This is a genomic window from Rhizobium sp. WYJ-E13 (assembly GCF_018987265.1).
Classification (GTDB): domain Bacteria; phylum Pseudomonadota; class Alphaproteobacteria; order Rhizobiales; family Rhizobiaceae; genus Rhizobium.
In genome coordinates this window covers 2,901,249-2,919,989 of record NZ_CP076853.1, presented here as the reverse complement: position 1 = coordinate 2,919,989, position 18,741 = coordinate 2,901,249, and the positions used below count along the sequence as shown (strand labels likewise).

Annotated in this window: 17 protein-coding genes; 5 read left to right on the top strand and 12 right to left on the bottom strand. The window is 60.6% G+C overall.

Annotated features, from left to right (window positions below; translation table 11 throughout):
- The first annotated feature begins 4 nt into the window (after window positions 1-4).
- The gene (gene ureG, locus KQ933_RS14725) at window positions 5-616 is read left to right on the top strand and encodes an urease accessory protein UreG (RefSeq protein WP_216755577.1); all 612 of its coding nucleotides are present in this window, start codon (window positions 5-7) and stop codon (window positions 614-616) included.
- Window positions 617-780: 164 nt separating this feature from the next.
- Window positions 781-2,217: a DUF6880 family protein gene (locus tag KQ933_RS14720; RefSeq protein ID WP_216755576.1), complete on the top strand. Its 1,437-nt coding sequence runs from the start codon at window positions 781-783 to the stop codon at window positions 2,215-2,217.
- Between the two features lie 2 nt (window positions 2,218-2,219).
- Here KQ933_RS14720 and KQ933_RS14715 read toward each other — a convergent pair whose 3' ends face one another.
- Window positions 2,220-2,906 carry a Crp/Fnr family transcriptional regulator gene (locus KQ933_RS14715; protein WP_216755575.1) on the bottom strand — a complete coding sequence of 229 codons (687 nt, stop codon included), beginning with the start codon at window positions 2,904-2,906 and terminating at the stop codon, window positions 2,220-2,222.
- Between the two features lie 111 nt (window positions 2,907-3,017).
- Complete coding sequence (locus KQ933_RS14710; protein ID WP_216755574.1) at window positions 3,018-3,215, bottom strand: hypothetical protein; 198 nt, start codon at window positions 3,213-3,215, stop codon at window positions 3,018-3,020.
- Window positions 3,216-3,370: 155 nt separating this feature from the next.
- Here KQ933_RS14710 and KQ933_RS14705 point away from each other — a divergent pair, with 155 nt between their 5' ends.
- On the top strand, window positions 3,371-4,432 hold the full coding sequence (locus KQ933_RS14705; protein ID WP_216755573.1) for a LacI family DNA-binding transcriptional regulator: 1,062 nt from the start codon (window positions 3,371-3,373) through the stop codon (window positions 4,430-4,432).
- Between the two features lie 58 nt (window positions 4,433-4,490).
- Here the strand turns inward: KQ933_RS14705 and KQ933_RS14700 are convergent, their stop codons facing one another.
- The 6 genes from KQ933_RS14700 to KQ933_RS14675 form a co-directional block, all read right to left on the bottom strand.
- Window positions 4,491-7,814: an efflux RND transporter permease subunit gene (locus KQ933_RS14700; RefSeq protein WP_216755572.1), complete on the bottom strand. Its 3,324-nt coding sequence runs from the start codon at window positions 7,812-7,814 to the stop codon at window positions 4,491-4,493.
- Between the two features lie 12 nt (window positions 7,815-7,826).
- The gene (locus tag KQ933_RS14695; RefSeq protein WP_216755571.1) at window positions 7,827-9,059 is read right to left on the bottom strand and encodes an efflux RND transporter periplasmic adaptor subunit; all 1,233 of its coding nucleotides are present in this window, start codon (window positions 9,057-9,059) and stop codon (window positions 7,827-7,829) included.
- A gap of 413 nt (window positions 9,060-9,472) precedes the next feature.
- Entirely contained in the window at window positions 9,473-10,444 is a 972-nt protein-coding gene (locus tag KQ933_RS14690; RefSeq protein WP_216755570.1) for an ABC transporter substrate-binding protein, read from the bottom strand.
- Between the two features lie 54 nt (window positions 10,445-10,498).
- Window positions 10,499-11,626 carry an ABC transporter permease gene (locus tag KQ933_RS14685; RefSeq protein ID WP_216755569.1) on the bottom strand — a complete coding sequence of 376 codons (1,128 nt, stop codon included), beginning with the start codon at window positions 11,624-11,626 and terminating at the stop codon, window positions 10,499-10,501.
- Complete coding sequence (locus KQ933_RS14680) at window positions 11,623-12,507, bottom strand: ABC transporter permease (RefSeq protein ID WP_216755568.1); 885 nt, start codon at window positions 12,505-12,507, stop codon at window positions 11,623-11,625. The genes KQ933_RS14685 and KQ933_RS14680 overlap by 4 nt, the downstream gene beginning before the upstream one ends.
- A 225-nt stretch (window positions 12,508-12,732) precedes the next feature.
- Window positions 12,733-13,518: an ABC transporter ATP-binding protein gene (locus tag KQ933_RS14675; protein WP_216755567.1), complete on the bottom strand. Its 786-nt coding sequence runs from the start codon at window positions 13,516-13,518 to the stop codon at window positions 12,733-12,735.
- Window positions 13,519-13,612: 94 nt separating this feature from the next.
- Between KQ933_RS14675 and KQ933_RS14670 the strand changes: the two genes are divergently transcribed.
- Window positions 13,613-14,026: a cupin domain-containing protein gene (locus KQ933_RS14670; RefSeq protein ID WP_216755566.1), complete on the top strand. Its 414-nt coding sequence runs from the start codon at window positions 13,613-13,615 to the stop codon at window positions 14,024-14,026.
- A 2-nt stretch (window positions 14,027-14,028) separates the two neighbouring features.
- Here KQ933_RS14670 and KQ933_RS14665 read toward each other — a convergent pair whose 3' ends face one another.
- From KQ933_RS14665 to KQ933_RS14650, 4 genes are read right to left on the bottom strand one after another with little or no spacing between them, the layout of a single operon-like run.
- The gene (locus KQ933_RS14665; protein WP_216755565.1) at window positions 14,029-14,421 is read right to left on the bottom strand and encodes a hypothetical protein; all 393 of its coding nucleotides are present in this window, start codon (window positions 14,419-14,421) and stop codon (window positions 14,029-14,031) included.
- Between the two features lie 5 nt (window positions 14,422-14,426).
- A complete protein-coding gene (hydA, locus tag KQ933_RS14660) occupies window positions 14,427-15,881 on the bottom strand; it encodes a dihydropyrimidinase (RefSeq protein WP_216755564.1) in 1,455 nt (484 codons plus the stop codon).
- A 35-nt stretch (window positions 15,882-15,916) separates the two neighbouring features.
- A complete protein-coding gene (locus KQ933_RS14655) occupies window positions 15,917-16,525 on the bottom strand; it encodes a hypothetical protein (protein ID WP_216755563.1) in 609 nt (202 codons plus the stop codon).
- Window positions 16,522-17,775, bottom strand: coding sequence for a Zn-dependent hydrolase (locus tag KQ933_RS14650; protein WP_216755562.1), 1,254 nt, complete (start codon window positions 17,773-17,775; stop codon window positions 16,522-16,524). Before KQ933_RS14650 ends, KQ933_RS14655 begins: the two co-directional genes overlap by 4 nt.
- 312 nt (window positions 17,776-18,087) lie before the next feature.
- On the opposite strand from KQ933_RS14650, the gene KQ933_RS14645 reads away from it, so the two are divergent.
- Complete coding sequence (locus KQ933_RS14645) at window positions 18,088-18,738, top strand: TetR family transcriptional regulator C-terminal domain-containing protein (RefSeq protein ID WP_216755561.1); 651 nt, start codon at window positions 18,088-18,090, stop codon at window positions 18,736-18,738.
- Window positions 18,739-18,741: the final 3 nt, after the last annotated feature.

The following is an 18,741-nucleotide window of genomic DNA, read 5'->3' as shown; positions in this document are numbered from 1 at the left end:
ACACATGAAATCAAGAAACGGACCCCTGCGGGTTGGTATCGGCGGGCCGGTCGGCTCGGGCAAGACGGCGCTGACCGAAAAGCTCTGCAAGGCGATGCGTGACGACTATTCCGTCGCTGTCGTGACCAACGACATTTACACGACCGAGGACGCAGAGGCGCTGGTGCGCATGCAGGCGCTGCCGTCCGAACGCATTGTCGGTGTGGAGACCGGCGGCTGCCCGCATACTGCCATACGCGAGGATGCGACGATCAACCTGCAGGCGATCGCCAATCTCAACGAGCGCATCCCGGATCTTGATGTCGTCTTCATCGAGTCCGGCGGTGACAACCTGGCTGCGACCTTCTCGCCCGATCTCGCCGATATCACCATCTATGTGATTTCCGTCTGCCAGGGCGAGGAAATTCCGCGCAAGGGCGGGCCGGGCATCACCCGATCGGACCTTCTCGTCATCAACAAGACGGATCTGGCGCCCTATGTCGGTGCTGACCTCGAGGTGATGGACCGAGATGCGACGCGCATGCGGGCGACCCGCCCCTTTGTCTTTTCCGACATGAAGCGCGGCGACGGCATCAGTTCGATCGTCGACTTCCTGCGGGTGCAGGGCGGTCTCTAGATGTGAGCCCGGCAACGGCGCGCCGGATGGTCGACCACCCGACGCCGTTCGGACGGACGGAATGTTTCAATCCGATCAGGAAGGGCTTTGGATTATCCGGCGCCCGATCTTGGACTGACACGCCTTGCAGGGTAACGTTCGCACAAATCAGAGAACGAAGAGCGATGGCGGCGAAGACGACCCTCAATGCGAAGAACCTGGAAGCGCTCGGTGCGCAGCGACTTGCCGAGCTGCTGATCGAAATCAGCACCGGCAGCGCCGCTCACAAGCAACGGCTTCGCATGGAGCTCGCCGGCAACGCAAGCAGCGCCGAAATGGCGCGTGAAATACGCAAGCGGCTCGCAAGTATCGCTCGCGCCCGTACCTTCATAGACTGGCACAAGGTAAAGAAGCTCAAGGCGGATCTCGAAACGCAGCGCAAGGCGATTGTCGATATCGTTGCCGTGGACGATCCGAAAGAAGGCTTTGAGCTGATCTGGCAATTTCTGGCGCTCGCCGATTCGATCTTCGAGCGATCCGACGACGGCAGCGGCTCGCTCATGGAGAGTTTTCATCAAGCTTGCACAGATGCCGGTGTTATCGCCAGGGCGGCGGGTGTCGATGCCGAGACCCTCGCCGACAAGATCTTCGCAGCCGTTCAAGGTAACGCATACGGCCAGTATGACGAGCTGATCACGGCTATGGTTGCAGCGCTCGGCAACGATGGCCTTGAATATCTGAAAACCTTGTTCGTGCAGTGGTCGAAAGAGCCTCAGACAAAGCCCGCAGCCGACGACCGCCGGGTCATCGGCTGGAGCGCCAAGGGTCCGATCTACGAGGACGAAGTCTATGGGAATCAGCGTGAGCTGACGGTGCGTATCGCTCTGCAGGAGATCGCGGACGCTCAGGGCGATGTCGATGCATATATCGCCCAGCAGCCCGAAAAGACTCGCAGGTTCCCCTTGGTGGCTGCAGATATCGCCGGCCGTCTGCTTTTCTCAGGGCGCGCTCACGAAGCACTTCAGATGCTGGACGGAGTCGATACCGGAGGCCGAACTGAAATTCCCGTCGAGTGGCAACTCGCCCGCGCCGAGACGCTCGACGCCTTGGGACGCGCGGACGAGGCTCAGGCCGATCGATGGAAGTCGTTCGAGCAGTCGCTGAACGACGTGCATCTGCGCGCATTCCTGAAGCGATTGCCAGACTTCGATGATATCGAGGCCGAGGAAAAGGCGTTCGTCTATGTCCATGCTTTCCCGGACGTGCACCGGGCGCTGACTTTTTTCCTGGGTTGGCCGGCGCTAGCAGAGGCGGCAAAGCTTGTCGTCAAGCGGAAGGCAGAACTCGATGGTGACTTTTACGAACTGATGACACCGGCTGCCGAAGCGCTGGCCGAGAAACATCCGCTCGCGGCCACACTCGTTTTGCGTTCAATGATCGACTTTACGCTCGATAGCGGGCGATCCAGCCGCTACAAGCATGCGGCGCGACATCTCGCGGAATGCGTGTCTCTCTCCCCACACATCACTGATTTCAGCAGCGCCGGCACCCACGAAGCTTATCTCGCGGAACTGAAACGCCGACACGACAAGAAGTATGGCTTCTGGGACCTGGTCTCCTAGTTTCATATCTGCCTGAGCGTATTAACGTCGCTGATGGCGATGAAGCGGCCGCGCACGGTAACGCCTGCCGATTTGAGCGTCGAGAAGGCACGGGATAATGCCTCCGGCGCCAGGCCGAGCTTGCGCGCGAGCAGGTTCTTCGGGAAGGGCAGCCGCAGCGATGCCGTTGCCGGTCCTTCCTCCACGCAATGCGAGAGAAGGTAGTGCGCCACGCGCTGCGGTGCCGTCTGCATCCGGTCATTGGCAAGGCATTCCATCGTCGACAGCAGATGCAGCGACAGGCTGCGCATGATTGCGGTGCCGATCTGTGGGTGTTCCGCCAAGAGGGCTCGTACCTTGCCGATGTGGAAGCGGGCAAGCACCGTGTTGTCCATCGACTGGGCGCCATAACGATAGACGCCGCCTGCCTGGATCAGACATTCGGCGAAGCTGTCGCCCGGCTCGCAGATGCGGATGTCTGCCTCGCGACCCTCTCCGTTCAAACGAAAGAGCCGGACGTAGCCCTCCAGCACGATGTAGAAATAAACGCCAGGTTCGCCTTCCTGAAAGAGAATGTCGTGCGGAACGGAAGAGATCACGGTGGAGCAGGCGCGCAGCGCCTCGGTCTCCGTGCTGTCCAGTTCTGCAAATATTCCGGCTCTGGAAAGCAGCACGCGGTCGCGGCTGCTCGGCATCAGCATTCTGTTCATGTTCCGGCCTCCGGCAGCGGTTGATGCCGCCAATATCCCCTTGATGATGCCAGAATAGGGGAAGTGGAGCGCGGAGGGATTGATTTTGGTCAAACGCTGCAGGTGAGCCTCTCATCGAAGCCGGCGATCGATCGGGATGGTAAAGGACCAGGCGTCCGGATCCTTACGGTTGCAGGTGAACCGGCGGATAAAGAGCAGGAGCACCAACAGACGCTTGCCGCGTTCGGCCTCCTCGGCAAGCTGCCTGTTGCGCGGGATACCCCAGCGGTCTTCATAGAGATCCTTGAATAGCGAACTGATCGGGAGCATCGCTCTGTCTCCTCAATATTGAATCGATTCAAAACCTCAGTGGAGTTGTTGAACCGATTCAATCCTCTTCCCAATCCTTGGCGATGTCAAGTTTATTTTGAACCGATACAATCTTTTGCTAGAGTGCGCCAAATTCGTACCTGCAAGGAGTAGCTTTGGGCAAAGGGCATGTGAGGTTGGCTGATGTCGCCAAGGCGGCAGGCGTATCGCAGGGTACGGCATCGAATGTCTTCAGCCGTCCGGACGTGGTCCGGGAGGAAGTGCGGGAACGGGTGCTCAATGTCGCCCGCGAACTCGGTTACGGCGGGCCTGATATCAAGGGCAGGCTGCTCAGGGCAGGGCGGGTGAACGCGATCGGCGTCGCCGCCGTCGAGCCGCTCGCCTATTTTTTCGACGATCCCTGGGCACGCTCCCTGATGACCGCGATCGGCGAGGTCTGTGATGCAAGCGGCACCGGTATTGCTGTCGTATCGGCAATGAACGAGGAGCGGCTTGCCTGGAACATCAACAGCGCGCTTGTCGACGGCTTCATCCTGCTGTGCGTGGAAGGCGGGGAGAGGCTGGTGGAGCTCACCCGGCAGCGTCAGCTGCCGTTCATCGCGCTTGCGCTCGGCATCGAGGACGAGACCATTCCGGCAATCGGGATCGACAATGTCTCGGGCGGGGCGGTGGCTGCGCGGCATCTGCTGGAACTCGGGCACCGTGACATCGCGATTCTGTCGATCGGCGATGTCGATGGCCTTGTCGGCCTGGTGGCGCCGGAGCGTGTGAACCCCGAAATGGAGGCCACGCCACGCGACCGCATGCACGGCTACTGGCAGGCGATGGCAGAATACGGCATCCCACGTGAAGCCGTCCCGATCCAAGGAACACTGCATGACAGGCCGAGCACGCTGACGGCAATGGAAGCCCTCTTCTCCTCCGACAATCCGCCGACGGCCATTCTGGCGATGTCGGACAAGGTTGCGCTGTTTGCCATGCAATGGCTGGCCGAACAGGGGCTGAAGGTGCCCGAAGATGTCTCCATCATCGGCTTTGATGGCGTGCCCGAGGCGGCGACCTCGCTGCCGCGCCTGACCACGGTCGCCCAGCCTTTTGCCGAAATCGCCCGGCGCGCAGTGACGGCGATCCTCGAAAATGCGCTGCCGGCAGACCATGAGGCCCTCGATCTCGAACTGGTCGTGAGAGACAGCACCGCGAAGCCAAGGCTGCGATAAGTCCGGAAAACAAAAAAGGCCGGGTCGATGCCCGGCCTCTTCTCTTGTGATGTCCTGGTTACTCGGCCGCGAATGGCGGCAGCCGCAGCACGTTCGTGTCGTTGCCGATTTTGCGCTTGCTTTCGGGCTTCTCGATCGCAGTCAGACGCTCTTCCAGCGCATCGATATCGCTGCTGTTCTCGCGGGCGAGGCGGGTGAGGTCTTCGCGTGACAACGGCAGGTCCTCGTTGTCCTTTCTGCCGACGAGACGGCCGAAGATCCAGCCGAGCAGGCGGGAAAGGTCGTCCATGATCAGGAAGAAGGACGGTACGACAACGAGCGAGAGCACCGTCGAGACGATGATACCGCCGATCACGGCGATCGCCATCGGCGCGCGGAACGAGCCGCCTTCACCAACGCCGAGCGCGGAGGGCAGCATGCCGGCCGACATGGCGATCGAGGTCATGATGATCGGGCGGGCGCGCTTGCGGCCGGCTTCGACCATGGCCTCGACACGAGCCATGCCCTGGTGGCGCATCTCGATCGCGAAATCCACGAGCAGGATGGCATTCTTGGTGACGATACCCATCAGCATCAGGATGCCGATCATGACCGGCATGGACAGCGGATTGCTGGTGACGATCAGGCCTGCCGCGACGCCGCCGATGGCGAGCGGCAGCGAGAACAGGATGGTGAAGGGCTGGATCACGTCCTTGAAGAGCAGGATCAGCACCGTCAGCACCAGGAGAAGGCCCATCAGCATGGCGTTGACGAAGCTCTGCTGCATCTCCGTCTGCACCTTGGTATCGCCGCTTTCGGCGAGATGCACCGTGGCTGGGATCTTGGCCTCGTTGACGATCTGGCGGAAACGGGCCGAGGCCGTGTCGAGCGCGACACCCTGAGGCAGATCGGAGCCGATCGAGACCACGCGATAGCGATTGTTGCGCTTGATCGAGCTTACGCCTTCCGAATAGTCGATATCGGCCACGGTTGCGAGCGGAACGGTGCCGCCGCTGGCGGTCTGGATCTTCAACGCCCTAATGGCCGAGAGATCGCGGCGCATGTCGAGCGAGGCCTGGACCCGGATCGGGATCTGGCGATCGTCGAGCGAGATCTTGGCAAGAGCCGCATCGACATCGCCGATGGTGGCGACGCGGATCGTCTCGGAGATCTGCTGCGGCGTGATGCCGAGGCGGGCAGCCTCGTCCTTGCGCGGACGAACCTGCAATTCCGGACGGGGCAGGGCGCCGTCGGCGCTGACATTGGCAAGCAGCGGATCGGCGCGGAGCTTGGATTCCAGAATGCCGACCGCATCGTTCAGGTCCTGCTCGTTCTTGGAGAGGAAGTTGAAGGAAAGGTCGCGTTCGCCGCGGTCGTTGAGCTTCAGGATATGAACGTCGGGAATGTCGCGCAGTTTGGCGAAGACTTCCTTCTCGATATTCCATTGCGGGCGCTCACGGCCATGGACTTCCACCTTCGGCAGTTTCGGGCCGATGACCGGAATATGGCCGATCACGTCGTTGACCACCTTCTTGACCAGCGACTGGTCGAGCTTGTCGAGTGCGAGCGTGATGGTCGCGCGGCGCAGTTCGAGCTCGCCCTTCGGCGATGCGCCGCCGAGAACGAAGACGCTTTCGACGCCGTTGATATCCTTGACCCTGTCGTAGATCGCATTGGTCGTCTTCTCGGTGTCGTCGAGCCGCGCGTTCGGCGGCAGTTCGACCGAGAGAACGATGCGTGAGGCGTCTTCCGGCGGCAGGAAGCTGCCGGGCACGAACATGAACAGCGAGATGACTGACCCAACCGTCAAGAGAAAGGCTACGATCAGAGTCGTATAACGCCAATACCACTTGCGGGTCGTGCCGCTGACAAGACGCGTATAGCCCTTCATCAGCAAGCCATCATTGTCGTGATGGTCTTCCATCGCGTCTTCGGCACGCATCAGATAAGCGGCCATCATCGGGGTGATGAGGCGCGCGACCATCAGCGAGAAGAAGACGGAGAAGGCGACGGTCAGGCCGAACTGAATGAAATATTGGCCTGGAATGCCCGGCATGAAGGAAACGGGCACGAAGACGGCGATGATCGTGAAGGTCGTGGCAATGACGGCAAGACCGATTTCGTCTGCCGCCTCGATCGCCGCTCGATAGGGCGTCTTGCCCATCTTGATGTGGCGAGCGATGTTTTCGATTTCCACGATGGCGTCGTCGACAAGAATACCCGTCGCGAGTGTCAAGGCGAGGAAGCTGACGAGGTTCAACGAGAAGCCCATCATGTCCATAACCCAGAAGGTCGGGATCGCGGAGAGCGGAAGGGCGATGGCGGAAATCAGGGTTGCCCGCCAGTTGCGGAGGAACAGCAGGACGACGACGACGGCGAGCAGCGCGCCTTCGAGCAGCGTATGAATGGCGGCTTCGTAGTTGCCGTAGGTGAAATAGACCGAATCGTCGATCATCTCGATCTTCACATTCGGGTTTTCGCTCCGCACCTTGTCGAGGCTCTGCGCTACGGTTTCGGCGACGCTGACTTCGCTGGCCCCCTTCGAGCGGAAGACGCCGAAGGTGACGACCGGCGTATCGTTAAAGCGCGAGAAGGATTTCGGCTCCTCGTAGGTGTCCTTGATAACGCCGAGATCGGACAGTTTGACGAAACGGCCGCTCGGGAGCGCAATCGTCGTGTCGGCGAGCTCGGCGACGTTGCGGGCGTCACCAAGAACGCGGATCGCCTGCTCGCTGCCCGCCACCTGGCCGCGGCCGGAGCCTAGATCGACGTTGGTGCCACGCAGCTGCTGGTTTACGCTTGCGGCGGTAATGCCGTGAGCATTGAGCTTGTCGGGGGTGAGCTCGATGCGGACTTCACGCTCGGCGCCGCCGTAACGGTCGACGCGGCCGATGCCGGCCTGGCCCTGCAGCGCACGCTTGATCGTATCGTCGACGAACCAGGAGAGTTCTTCCAGCGACATATCCGGTGAGGAAACCGCGAAAGTCTGGATCGCCTGGCCTTCGACGTCGACCTTGGTGACGATCGGTGTCTCGGCGGTTGCCGGCAGATCGCTGCGGATGCGGTCGATCGCGTCCTTGACGTCCTGAACGGCCTGTTCCGTCGGCACTTCCATCCGGAACATGACGTTGGTCTGCGAGCTGCCGTCGGTTACTGTCGACTGGATTTCGTCGATACCGGTGATGGAGGCGATCGCGTCTTCGATCTCCTTCGTCACCTGCATTTCGAGTTCGGCCGGCGAAGCGCCGCTCTGCGTCACGCTAATTGAAACGAGCGGCACGTCGATGTTCGGGAAGCGCGTGATCGGCAGCTTGTTGAAGGACTGCATGCCGATGAATATCAACAGGCAGAAGGCCAGGAGCGGCGCGACCGGATTTCGAATGGACCAGGCTGAAAAATTCATCGGATGGTCTCTTTAGTTGGAAGCCGAAGGCTGTTCGCGCACCGGAGTGATGTGGTCGCCGTCGCGGACATAGGCGCCCGCCTTGGCCACGACTTCGTCGCCGGTCTTCAATCCACTTGTGATTTCGACATAGGCCCCGTCCTGGATGCCGGTTTCGATCTTAGCGAATTTCACCACGCCATTCTCGACCCTGCGGGCAGAGGAGCCTTCGCTGCCGGTGAGCACCGCCGTCAGCGGAAGCGATACGCCCTCGGTCTCGCGGACGATGATCTCGGCGCTGCCATACATGCCGGAACGCGCCTTGCTGTCGTCGTCGATGGAGATATGGACGAGACCGAGGCGGGTGACCGGATCGACGGTCGGCGACACCAGGCGCACTGCGCCGGAAAGCTTCTCGCGGCTGCCGGAAAGCGAGATCGTCGCCTTCTGGCCGGCCGTGATCCTGACAATGTCGCTTTCGGCGACTTCGGCGACAAGCTCGATATCGCCGTCGCGGATAAGCGTGAATAGCGGATCGCCGTTGCCGGCGGCAATGGCGCCGACCTTGGCGTTCTTCGCCGAGATCGTGCCAGCGACCGGCGTCTTCACGTCGGTTCGGGCGAGCTTCAGATCCGCATCGGCAATCTGGCTGTCAAAGACCTTGAGATCGGCTTCGGCGACTTCGATCGCCTGCTCGGCGGAAGCGACGCGCGCGTTGGCGGCAGCGGCGGTCGCATCGGCCTGTTCGACCTGTGCGGTCGAAACCGTGCCCTTCTTACCCATTTCCTGGGCGCGGGCCTGCTGCTGCCTTGCCTGTTCGGCATTGGCTTGTGCTTCGATGAGCTGGGCGCGCAGCTGGGCGAGGCTTGCCTCGCCCTTGGCTTTCGTCGCCATCATCTGGCTCTTGGTCAGCACCAGAGCGTCATCGTTCAGCGTCGCCAGCGTGCTTTCGGCCTGAACCTTGTCGCCGACATCGGCCTTCAGGGTGCGAATGGAGAGGCCTTCAACCTGCGGCTGGATATAGACTTCCTCGACGGGCTTGACGGTTCCCGTGCCGATGACACGGTCGACGAGGGTGCGGTTCAGCGCCGTGGTGACGACGATTGCCGGCAGGTTCTGGGAAGCCTGGGTCTGCGCATGCGTGACCTGGGGTTCCTCGGCAAATACAGCCGAGGCCGCAAAAGCGGCCGCAAGAAGAGCCGAGACCGCAAAAGCGGCGGCAGGGGAAGTGGAGGCGCGTCGTAATGCGTGCGGCTTGAGTGCCATGCGTCGTCGTCCAATCTCTCGACGGGATCGGCCGAACTCGCGCGTTCTCAAACAGGCTCGCGGTCGGGCGAATGCCGTCTTCCAAATCTCAGAGGTATTTACCCGCATCCCATCGGTCGGAACTTATGGTCCCAATCCGCCAAATCCGGCTAGTACGTGGTATCGATTTGCTCCACGCGCAAGCCCGGCAGAAAATAATTCCCCATGAGATACCATTAATCACTATTGCGATGCCCATCAATCACCTAAGGGTTATGTGAACATGACGATGATTGATCGGCTCTCATATGCTTTGACGTTTGACGCCTGATAAATGCGACAGTTGCAAGGCGATTTTTTTTCATTGAGTGCAAAAAATAGAAACGCGCGGGAGAATTTCCCGCGCGCGTTGCATTTGGGCATCGATATTTCTGTTACTTGGCGGCAGCGTCGGTGATGTCGTGAGTCCAGGCGCCCGCCGGTTCCTTGTTGATGATCTTCTGGTCGAGCAGGGCCTTGGCCGTGCGGTCATAGAGCGTGGTGTCGAGCTTGCCGGTGCCGTCACCGATCAGCTTGGCAACTTCGCCCATCATCCGCTTCTGGTGGTTTTCGTCCTGGCCGCCGGCGTCGACGACGATCCCGGCTGCATCGTCGGGATTTTCCATGGCATATTTCCAGCCCTTCATGGAAGCGCGGACGAACTTGACCATCTTTTCCTTGAAGGCCGGATCCTTCAGCTTGTCTTCCATTGCATAGAGGCCGTCTTCCAGGAGGTCGTTGCCCATGGCGGTATAGTTGAAGACAACAAGGTCTTCCGGCTTCAGGCCGGCATCGATCGCCTGCCAGTATTCGTTATAGGTCATGACGGAGATGCAATCGGCCTGTTTCTGCAGCAGCGGCTGCACATCGAAGCTCTGCTTCAGCACGGTCACGCCGTCAGGGCCTCCGTCGGTCTTGAGGCCGAGCTTGTTCATCCAGGCGAAGAAGGGGTATTCGTTGCCGAAGAACCAGACGCCGAGCGTGTGGCCCTTGAAGTCGGCTTCGGTTTTGACCGGGCCATCCTTGCGGCAGATCATTTCCATGCCGGACTTCTGGTAGGGCTGGGCGATGTTGACGAGCGGAACGCCCTTTTCGCGGGCAACCAGCGCGCCGCCCATCCAGTCGACGATCACATCGGCGCCGCCGCCGGCAATCACCTGCTCAGGCGCAATATCCGGGCCGCCCGGCTTGATATCGACATCGAGGCCTTCTTCTTCGTAGTAGCCCTTGTCCTTGGCAACGTAATAACCGGCGAACTGCGACTGGGTGACCCATTTTAGCTGCAGCGTCACCTTGTCGGCGGCCATCGCGTGTGCTGCGGCAAGCGACATCGCGCTCGCCATCATCGCAACCATCAACTTTTTCATTTTCTTTTTCCCTCTGAAGTTATGCCCCGACCCCTATGCGGAGCCGGGGCGCGTCTAACCACCACGGATAGACGGATGCCAGAACGTCACCGCCCTCTCGGCAAGGGCGACGACACCATAGAAGACGGAGCCAGCGAGCGCCGCGACGGCGATCTCGGCCCAGACCATGTCGACATTCATGCGGCCCATCTCGGTGGAGATGCGGAAGCCCATGCCGACGATCGGCGTTCCGAAGAATTCCGCAACGATGGCACCAATCAGCGCCAGCGTCGAGTTGATCTTCAGTGCATTGAAAATGAAGGGCATGGCGGCGGGAAGCCGGAGCTTTACGAGCGTCTGCCAGTAGTTCGATGCGTAGGTGCGCATCAGGTCGCGCTCCATATTGCCGGAGGCGGCAAGGCCGGCGACCGTGTTCACCAGCATCGGGAAGAAGGTCATGATGATGACGACCGCTGCCTTCGACTGCCAGTCGAAACCGAACCACATGACCATGATGGGCGCCACCCCGATGATCGGCAGGGCAGAGACCATATTGCCGATCGGCAGCAGGCCGCGGCGCAGGAAGGCGACGCGGTCAGCAAGGATGGCGACCACGAAGCCGCTAAGGCAACCGATGGCGTATCCGATCAGAACCGCTTTAAAGATCGTCTGCCTGACATCTTCGCCGAGGATCGGCAGGGAGCCGGATATGCGCGCCCAGATCGCGCTTGGCGGCGGCAGGATGACGAACGGGATGCCGGCGCCACGTGTGATCGCCTCCCAAATGATGAGGATCCAGGCTCCGAAGATCGCTGGAATGAGCAGGCGCAGCAGCCATTGGCTGGCCGGTTCTGTCGGCGGGATCTCGGAAAGTTTCGTCACGCAACGCCATGCGAGCAGCCAGCAGGCAGCGAGCAGCAGAAAGAAAGCGGGGGCGGCGAAACCTTCATTGCCCGTGAGCGTGCCGAGCAGCAGCCATGCGCCCCCGTGAGCGCCGACAAAAAGGACTGCTGCGACGAGCGTTACTGGGAGAGGCGCAAAGGACACAAGCGCTGCAGCGATCGCAAGCAGGGAGGTCAGCCCGACAGTGCCTGCAGATGGAGGATGGGTTGCGCCCGCCGCAAAGAGCGGCAGCAAGGCCATCGCACCGAAGGCGCAGAGGAGAGCGATTAGGCCCTGCCAGGAAATCGTTACCTGCCTCATGCCGGCCTCCCGCCCATCGCGCGATCGACGATCTTGCCTGCGAGGCCGACAATGGCGACGAGAATGGCCGCCAGCACGGAGCCGGCGACAAGGGCGGCCCAGATATCGATCGTCTGGCTGTAATAGGAGCCGGCAAGCAGTTTAGAGCCGATGCCGGCAACGGCACCGGTCGGCAGCTCGCCGACGATGGTGCCGACGAGGCTTGCGGCGATCGCCACCTTCATAGAGGTGAAGAGGAAGGGAATGGAAGCGGGCACGCGCAGCTTCCAGAAGGTTTGTGCAGCCGTGGCGTTGTAGGTGCGCATCAGGTCGAGATGCATGACTTCCGGCGAACGTAACCCTTTCACCATGCCGACAGCGACCGGGAAGAAGGAGAGATAGGTTGATATCAGGGCCTTCGGGATCAGGCCTGTGATGTTGATCGAACCGAGAACGACGATGATCATGGGTGCGACCGCCAGGATTGGCACGGTCTGCGAGGCTATGATCCAGGGCATCAGGCTGCGGTCAAGCGCCTTGATATGGATGATGCCGACGGCAATGACGACGCCAAGCAACGTGCCGAACGCAAAGCCGAGAACGGTTGAGGAGAGGGTGACGCCCGCGTGGTAGACGAGGCTGCGATTGCTGGAGAGCTTTCTGAGAAACGTGTTCTCGAAGACGTTCTGCGCCACCTGATGCGGCGCCGGCAGGACGGGCTTTGGCTGGGAGAGGGTGCTGCCGATAAATTCTATCGTCGTCGAGGTGATGTTGTTGCGGGTATCCATGTCACGCTGGAAGGGCGTGTTCAGGATGACCGCGGCGACATACCAGATGGCGACCAGGACCAGTAGAATGGTGAGGACAGGGACGATCTTGTCCTTGAGGGTGTCGGGTTTCATGCGGCGCTCCTCCAAGTGAGGAGTGTGCGGCTACCCCCCTCTGTCCTGCCGGACATCTCCCCCACAAGGGGGGAGATTGGCTGGGGGCGCCGGTTTCCCCAAGCAATCAGCGTCGCAAATTGCACGAGATCAGCAATGTGCGAAGGTCGTGCGGCTTGTCGATCTCCCCCCTTGTGGGGGAGATGTCCGGCAGGACAGAGGGGGGTAACTACCGAACGCAAGGCCCTACTGCTCATAACTATGCCCCGCCCTCAGCCCCTCGCGAACGCGGTGGGCGATTTCCAGGAATTCCGGTGTCTCGCGAATGTCGAGCGGGCGCTCGTTCGGCAATGTCGAGTCGATCACATCCGTCACACGGCCTGGGCGTGGCGACATGACGACGATCTTGGTGGAGAGGTAGACGGCTTCCGGAATGGAATGGGTGACGAAGCAGATCGTCTTGTTGGTGCGTGCCCAGAGTTTCAGAAGGGCGGCGTTGAGGTGATCGCGGACGATTTCGTCAAGCGCGCCGAAGGGTTCGTCCATCAGGAGCAGGTCGGCATCGAAGGCAAGGGCGCGGGCGATCGAGGCGCGCTGCTGCATGCCGCCGGAGAGCTGCCAGGGGAACTTCTTGTCGAAGCCCGTGAGCTCGACGAGGTCGAGTGCTTCCGCGATGCGTTTCTTCTGCTCGGGCTTCGGATAACCCATGATCTCCAGCGGCAGGGCGATGTTCTTTTCGATCGTGCGCCAGGGATAAAGGGCCGGTGCCTGGAAGACGTAGCCATAGGCACGGGCCTTGCGGGCTTCATCCGGCGTCATGCCATTGATGGCGATATCGCCTGATGTCTTGTGCTCGAGATCAGCGATGACGCGCAGGAAAGTGGTCTTGCCGCAGCCGGAGGGACCGATGAAGGAGACAAATTCTCCCTTGCGGATGTCGAGACTGACATCGCTCAGCGCATGCACCGGCCCGTCATTCGTCTGGTAGGTGAGACAGAGATCCTTGGCGGATACGACGGAGGGTGCTTGCATCAATAAACCAGTCTTGTTTTCGCCGCGCGGGCGCAGTTTTCCGTGATATTATGGTCGCCGGTCTTTCCGGCAGCACAGTCCTTGGAGGAAAAGGATGGACGTGAAATCAAAGCCCACCTGCCACATTGTTCGTCCCGACCACACCTATGACGGCAAGCAGGGGCTGAGCTATTTTCAGGGCATCGCGGCCGAGACGGTCGGCGCGACGGGCATCTGCATGCATCTTTTGACGATCCCGCCCGGCGTGCGCGCCAAGGCGCATCTGCACGAGGCGCATGAAACGGCAATCTACATGCTCTCCGGCGAGGCGCATACTTGGTACGGCGACAAGCTGGAGAACCATGTGATCCTGCGCGCGGGCGAACTTTTCTACATTCCGGCCGGGGTGCCGCATCTTCCGGCGAACCTCAGCAGCACACCCTGCACGGCGATCATTGCCCGCACGGATCCGAACGAGCAGGAAAGTGTCGTCCTGCTGCCCGAGCTCGATGCGCTGGTGCCGGCGTGAGGCTATTTGCATAGCGGCAGCGGCCCCCACTTGATTGCGGCATCCGAGGCGAGGCCGATCGTATAGCCCTTCGGTCCTGAGGTGATCCGGGCTGTGTCGTCGGCGCCGCTCTCTTCGCCTTCTGCATGGCAGGAGATCGTTGCGGTGAAGTTCTTGCCTTCGCTCTTCAGGACCTTCTTGATTTCGCAATAGGAGACGGCCGTCGTGATGCTCTCTGACGTCAGCAGGAAGAAGTTGTCCGAGCCCGTGCTTTCGCCGCTCTTGGCGTAGGCGCAGCCATCCTTGTTGCCGTAGCTGCCCTTGATGGGCAGCGTGTCGGCCTGAGCCACATTATAGAGGGCCGCATTGGAGAGCGCGGCCAGAGTGACGATGATCAGAAGCAGATGGCCGCGCATTTATATCACACCCCGCTTGCCGGGATGCCCGTGCGTTCGACTTTGCGCGGAGCGGTGATCTCCTTCCAGGTCGACAGCGCCTTGCTGACGGCGGTGACCGGCTCGCGCCTGATGAACTCGCCATGGCCCTCGCGGGTCTTGATCGTATCTTCCTCGATGGCCACGACGCCGCGCGTCAGCGTGTAGCGCGGCAGGCCGGTGACTTGCTTGCCTTCGAAGACGTTGTAATCGATCGCCGACTGCTGGGTCTTCGACGAAATGGTCTTGGAGCGCTTCGGATCCCAGACGACGAGATCGGCGTCAGCGCCGACAAGGATCGCGCCCTTCTTCGGATAGATGTTGAGGATCTTGGCGATGTTGGTCGAGGTGACGGCGACGAATTCGTTCATCGTCAGTCGACCTGTATTGACGCCATAGGTCCAGAGCATCGGCATGCGGTCTTCGAGGCCGCCGGTGCCGTTCGGGATCTTGGTGAAATCGCCGACGCCGAAGCGCTTTTGCGCCGTGGTGAAGGCGCAGTGATCGGTCGCCACCACCTGCAGCGAACCGGAGGCGAGGCCGGCCCAAAGCGAGTCCTGATGCTGCTTGTTGCGGAAGGGAGGGGACATGACGCGTCGGGCGGCATGGTCCCAGTCCTTGTCGAAATATTCGGTTTCATCGAGCGTCAGGTGCTGGATCAGCGGCTCGCCATAGGCGCGGATGCCCTTCTGGCGGGCACGGCGGATCGCTTCATGGGCCTGTTCGCATGAGGTGTGGACGATATAGACAGGGCAGCCGGCCATGTCGGCGATCATGATGGCGCGGTTGGTGGCCTCGCCCTCGACTTCGGCCGGGCGCGAATAGGCGTGCGCCTCCGGGCCGTTGTTGCCTTCCGAGAGCAGCTTGGCCGACAGGGAGGCGACGACATCGCCGTTTTCGGCATGGACGAGCGGCAGGGCGCCAAGCTCGGCGCAGCGCTGGAAGGAGGCGAACATCTCGTCGTCGTTCACCATCAGCGCGCCCTTGTAGGCCATGAAATGCTTGAAGGTGTTGATGCCCTTGTCCTGAACGATCGTCTTCATCTCGTTGAAGACCTGCTCGCCCCACCAGGTGATCGCCATGTGGAAGGAATAGTCGCAGTTGGCACGCGTGGACTTGTTGTCCCACATGGTCAGCGCTTCAAGCAGCGACTGGCCGGGAGAGGGAAGGGCGAAATCGACGACCATGGTCGTTCCGCCGGCAAGCGCCGCACGCGTGCCGCTCTCGAAATCGTCGGAGGAATAGGTGCCCATGAAAGGCATTTCGAGATGGGTGTGCGGATCGATGCCGCCGGGCATAATGTAACAGCCTGTGGCATCCAGTACTTCGTTGCCGGAAAGGTTCGGGCCGATCTCGACGATCTTGCCACCGTCGATCTTCACGTCCGCCTTGTAGGTGAGGTCGGCCGTGACGATGGTGCCGTTCTTGATGACTGTAGTCATGGCTGCTGTTCCTTTTCCGTGCGGTCTTGTTCCTGTTACTGCTTAACTGTCATCGTGGGCGTGCCACTTCGCAGGAGCGCTGCACCCTTGGCGATGAGGCTGTAGACTGCTTCCTCACTCAGTTCGTCGGGCGCGTCGTGCTCTTCCTCATAATACCAGTCGGGCTGGTCAACGACATCTGTGCCGCCGACTGACAAGGACCAAAAACCATCGCTTTCGTGAAAGTAGAAATCCTTGCCATCGATCAGTCCGGTTGACTGTACGGGTTGGTTACCCCTGGGACGTTCGATCAGTATGCCGGGCATGGAAGGGCCGAGTTCGATTCGAACCACGCTAGGCCCAGGCCCAGAAAGATAATAGGTCTGGTGCGGCGCATCTCGGGCGTGGTCATCTGAATAGGCCAGTTGAACACCAGAAGGTTTATAGCGCCAAAAGCTCGATATTTGCGGAAGCCTGATCCGCTCGCCTGCCGTGTTGATGCCAACGTAGAAGATCTGCACACTGGGGACGTCGCCCCACGGACCTTCGTTCACCGGCGTCTCATTGGCACTCGCCCATGCAAGATCGTCGGCATTTTGCTGAAAGTATAACTTAGAGGCATCAGGATAATCGAGATAAGTCGTTGGTAAGTCCGATGCCATCACACCACAATCTCCGCCGTCTCGACGACCGCATGGAACAGCACGTCAGCGCCAGCTGTTGCCCATTCCTTGGAAATCTCCTCGGCCTCGTTATGCGAGAGACCACCCACGCACGGGCACATGACCATGGTGGCAGGCGCGACCTTGGCGGCCCAGCAGGCATCGTGTCCGGCGCCGGAGATAATGTCCATGTGGGAGTAGCCGAGGCGGTCTGCGGCGGAGCGGACGGAGGTGACGAGCTTTTCGTCGAAGGTGACGGGTTCGAAATGGCCGATCGCTTCGATGGAACAGCCGACACCGAGCGCATCGCAGATCTTCGGCGCTTCGGCCTCGATCTTTGCCCGCATGCGGTCGAGCTTGGCCTTGTCGGGCGAGCGGATGTCGACTGTGAAGACCACCTTGCCCGGCAGCACGTTGCGGGAATTCGGCGAGAAGAAGACCTGGCCGACGCCGCCGACGGCGCCCGGCTGTTCGCCCATGGCGACACCCTGGACCATTTCGAGGATTCGCGACATGGCAAGGCCGGCATTGACGCGCATGTTCATCGGCGTCGAACCGGTATGGGCCTCCTTGCCGGTCAGCGTGAATTCCAGCCACCATAGGCCCTGACAGTGGGTGACGACGCCGATCTGCTTGTTCATGGCTTCGAGAATCGGGCCTTGCTCGATGTGATATTCGAAATAGGCGTGCATCTTGCGGGCGCCGACTTCCTCATCGCCAACCCAGCCGATGCGCTTCAACTCGTCACCGAAGAGATTGCCTTCGGGATCCTTGCGATTATAGGCGAAATCCAGGCTATGAACGCCGGCAAAGACGCCTGATGCCAGCATGGCGGGCGCAAAGCGGGCGCCTTCCTCATTGGTCCAATTGGTGACGACGATGGGGTGCTTGGTCCTGATACCGAGGTCGTTCATTGTCCTGACGACTTCGAGAGCGCCGAGCACGCCGAGCACGCCATCATACTTGCCGCCGGTCGGCTGGGTATCCAGATGCGAGCCGACATAGACGGGAAGCGCATCGGGGTCGGTGCCGGGGCGGGTCGCAAACATCGTGCCCATCTTGTCGACGCCGAGGGTCAGGCCTGCGTCTTCGCACCATTTTTTGAAAAGGCTGCGGCCCTCGGCATCCGAATCCGTCAGCGTCTGGCGGTTGTTGCCGCCGGCTATTCCCGGGCCGATCTTTGCCATGTCCATGAGACTGTCCCAGAGACGGTCCCCGTTGATGCGCATGTTTTCGCCTGGCGCTGCCACCATATTGAAAGTCCTCACCTGTTTTGCGGCAGTCATGCAAGGTGCATGCCCGCCATGTTCCCGTGGTCAAATCCCGCTGCTGCTTGTTGTTCTGTCAGCGCTGGAAAATCGCCAGTTGCCTTTGTTTTTTATCTGGCGGATAATTTGACCGATTGGTAAACATTACAACTTCCATCGCTGCGCTCAAGACGAAAATCACGAAAAATACATAGAAATATAAGGGCAAACATACCGGCAAGTGCCCATTAAAGCGGCGGGAGGGGCCGTTCTTTCAATCTTGAGCGAAGGAGTTGAATTTCAAGGGGAAAAGAGCGGATGGCCATACCGAGAGCGGCGAAGACACTTCGGCGGACACGCATCCAGGAGGAGAAGGAAGAGCAGATCCTGGAGGCGGCGCTCGATGTGTTTTCGGTCAGCGGCTTCCGCGGCTCGACCATCGACCAGATCGCCGAGGTGGCCGGCATGTCGAAGCCGAATCTCCTCTATTATTTCCGCACCAAGGAAGCCATGCACCGCGCGCTGATCGACCGGGTGCTTTTCAACTGGCTGGAGCCGCTGAGGGCCTTCGATGCGGAAGGCAATCCGGAATCGGAGATCCGCAGCTATATCCGCCGCAAGCTCGAGATGGCGCGCGATTTCCCCCGCGAGAGCCGGCTTTTTGCCAACGAGATGCTGCAGGGCGCGCCGCACGTCCTCGATATGCTTAAGGGACCGCTGAAAGAGCTGGTCGATGAAAAGGCGGCCGTCATCCGCACCTGGATCAAGAGCGGCAAGATCGCCTATTGCGATCCCTATCACCTCATCTTCTCGATCTGGTCGACGACGCAGCACTATGCCGATTTCGACGTGCAGGTTCGCGCTGTGCTCGGCGAAGAGCATTCGGGCGACGGGCGTTTCGAGGATGCGGCGCGTTTCCTGGAGCAGCTTTTCATTGGCGGGTTGAGGCCGGATCGTTCCGGCACCTGACGA

Excerpts from the sequence above, each read along its gene's own strand:
- ureG (WP_216755577.1), top strand. The coding sequence starts at position 5 with ATGAAATCAAGAAACGGACCCCTGCGGGTTGGTATCGGCGGGCCGGTC.
- KQ933_RS14710 (WP_216755574.1), bottom strand. The coding sequence starts at position 3,215 with ATGCTCCCGATCAGTTCGCTATTCAAGGATCTCTATGAAGACCGCTGG.
- KQ933_RS14680 (WP_216755568.1), bottom strand. The coding sequence starts at position 12,507 with ATGAAACCCGACACCCTCAAGGACAAGATCGTCCCTGTCCTCACCATT.
- KQ933_RS14665 (WP_216755565.1), bottom strand. The coding sequence starts at position 14,421 with ATGCGCGGCCATCTGCTTCTGATCATCGTCACTCTGGCCGCGCTCTCC.
- KQ933_RS14700 (WP_216755572.1), bottom strand. The coding sequence starts at position 7,814 with ATGAATTTTTCAGCCTGGTCCATTCGAAATCCGGTCGCGCCGCTCCTG.
- hydA (WP_216755564.1), bottom strand. The coding sequence starts at position 15,881 with ATGACTACAGTCATCAAGAACGGCACCATCGTCACGGCCGACCTCACC.
- KQ933_RS14645 (WP_216755561.1), top strand. The coding sequence starts at position 18,088 with ATGGCCATACCGAGAGCGGCGAAGACACTTCGGCGGACACGCATCCAG.
- KQ933_RS14720 (WP_216755576.1), top strand. The coding sequence starts at position 781 with ATGGCGGCGAAGACGACCCTCAATGCGAAGAACCTGGAAGCGCTCGGT.
- KQ933_RS14695 (WP_216755571.1), bottom strand. The coding sequence starts at position 9,059 with ATGGCACTCAAGCCGCACGCATTACGACGCGCCTCCACTTCCCCTGCC.
- KQ933_RS14685 (WP_216755569.1), bottom strand. The coding sequence starts at position 11,626 with ATGAGGCAGGTAACGATTTCCTGGCAGGGCCTAATCGCTCTCCTCTGC.
- KQ933_RS14670 (WP_216755566.1), top strand. The coding sequence starts at position 13,613 with ATGGACGTGAAATCAAAGCCCACCTGCCACATTGTTCGTCCCGACCAC.
- KQ933_RS14690 (WP_216755570.1), bottom strand. The coding sequence starts at position 10,444 with ATGAAAAAGTTGATGGTTGCGATGATGGCGAGCGCGATGTCGCTTGCC.
- KQ933_RS14715 (WP_216755575.1), bottom strand. The coding sequence starts at position 2,906 with ATGAACAGAATGCTGATGCCGAGCAGCCGCGACCGCGTGCTGCTTTCC.
- KQ933_RS14650 (WP_216755562.1), bottom strand. The coding sequence starts at position 17,775 with ATGGTGGCAGCGCCAGGCGAAAACATGCGCATCAACGGGGACCGTCTC.
- KQ933_RS14675 (WP_216755567.1), bottom strand. The coding sequence starts at position 13,518 with ATGCAAGCACCCTCCGTCGTATCCGCCAAGGATCTCTGTCTCACCTAC.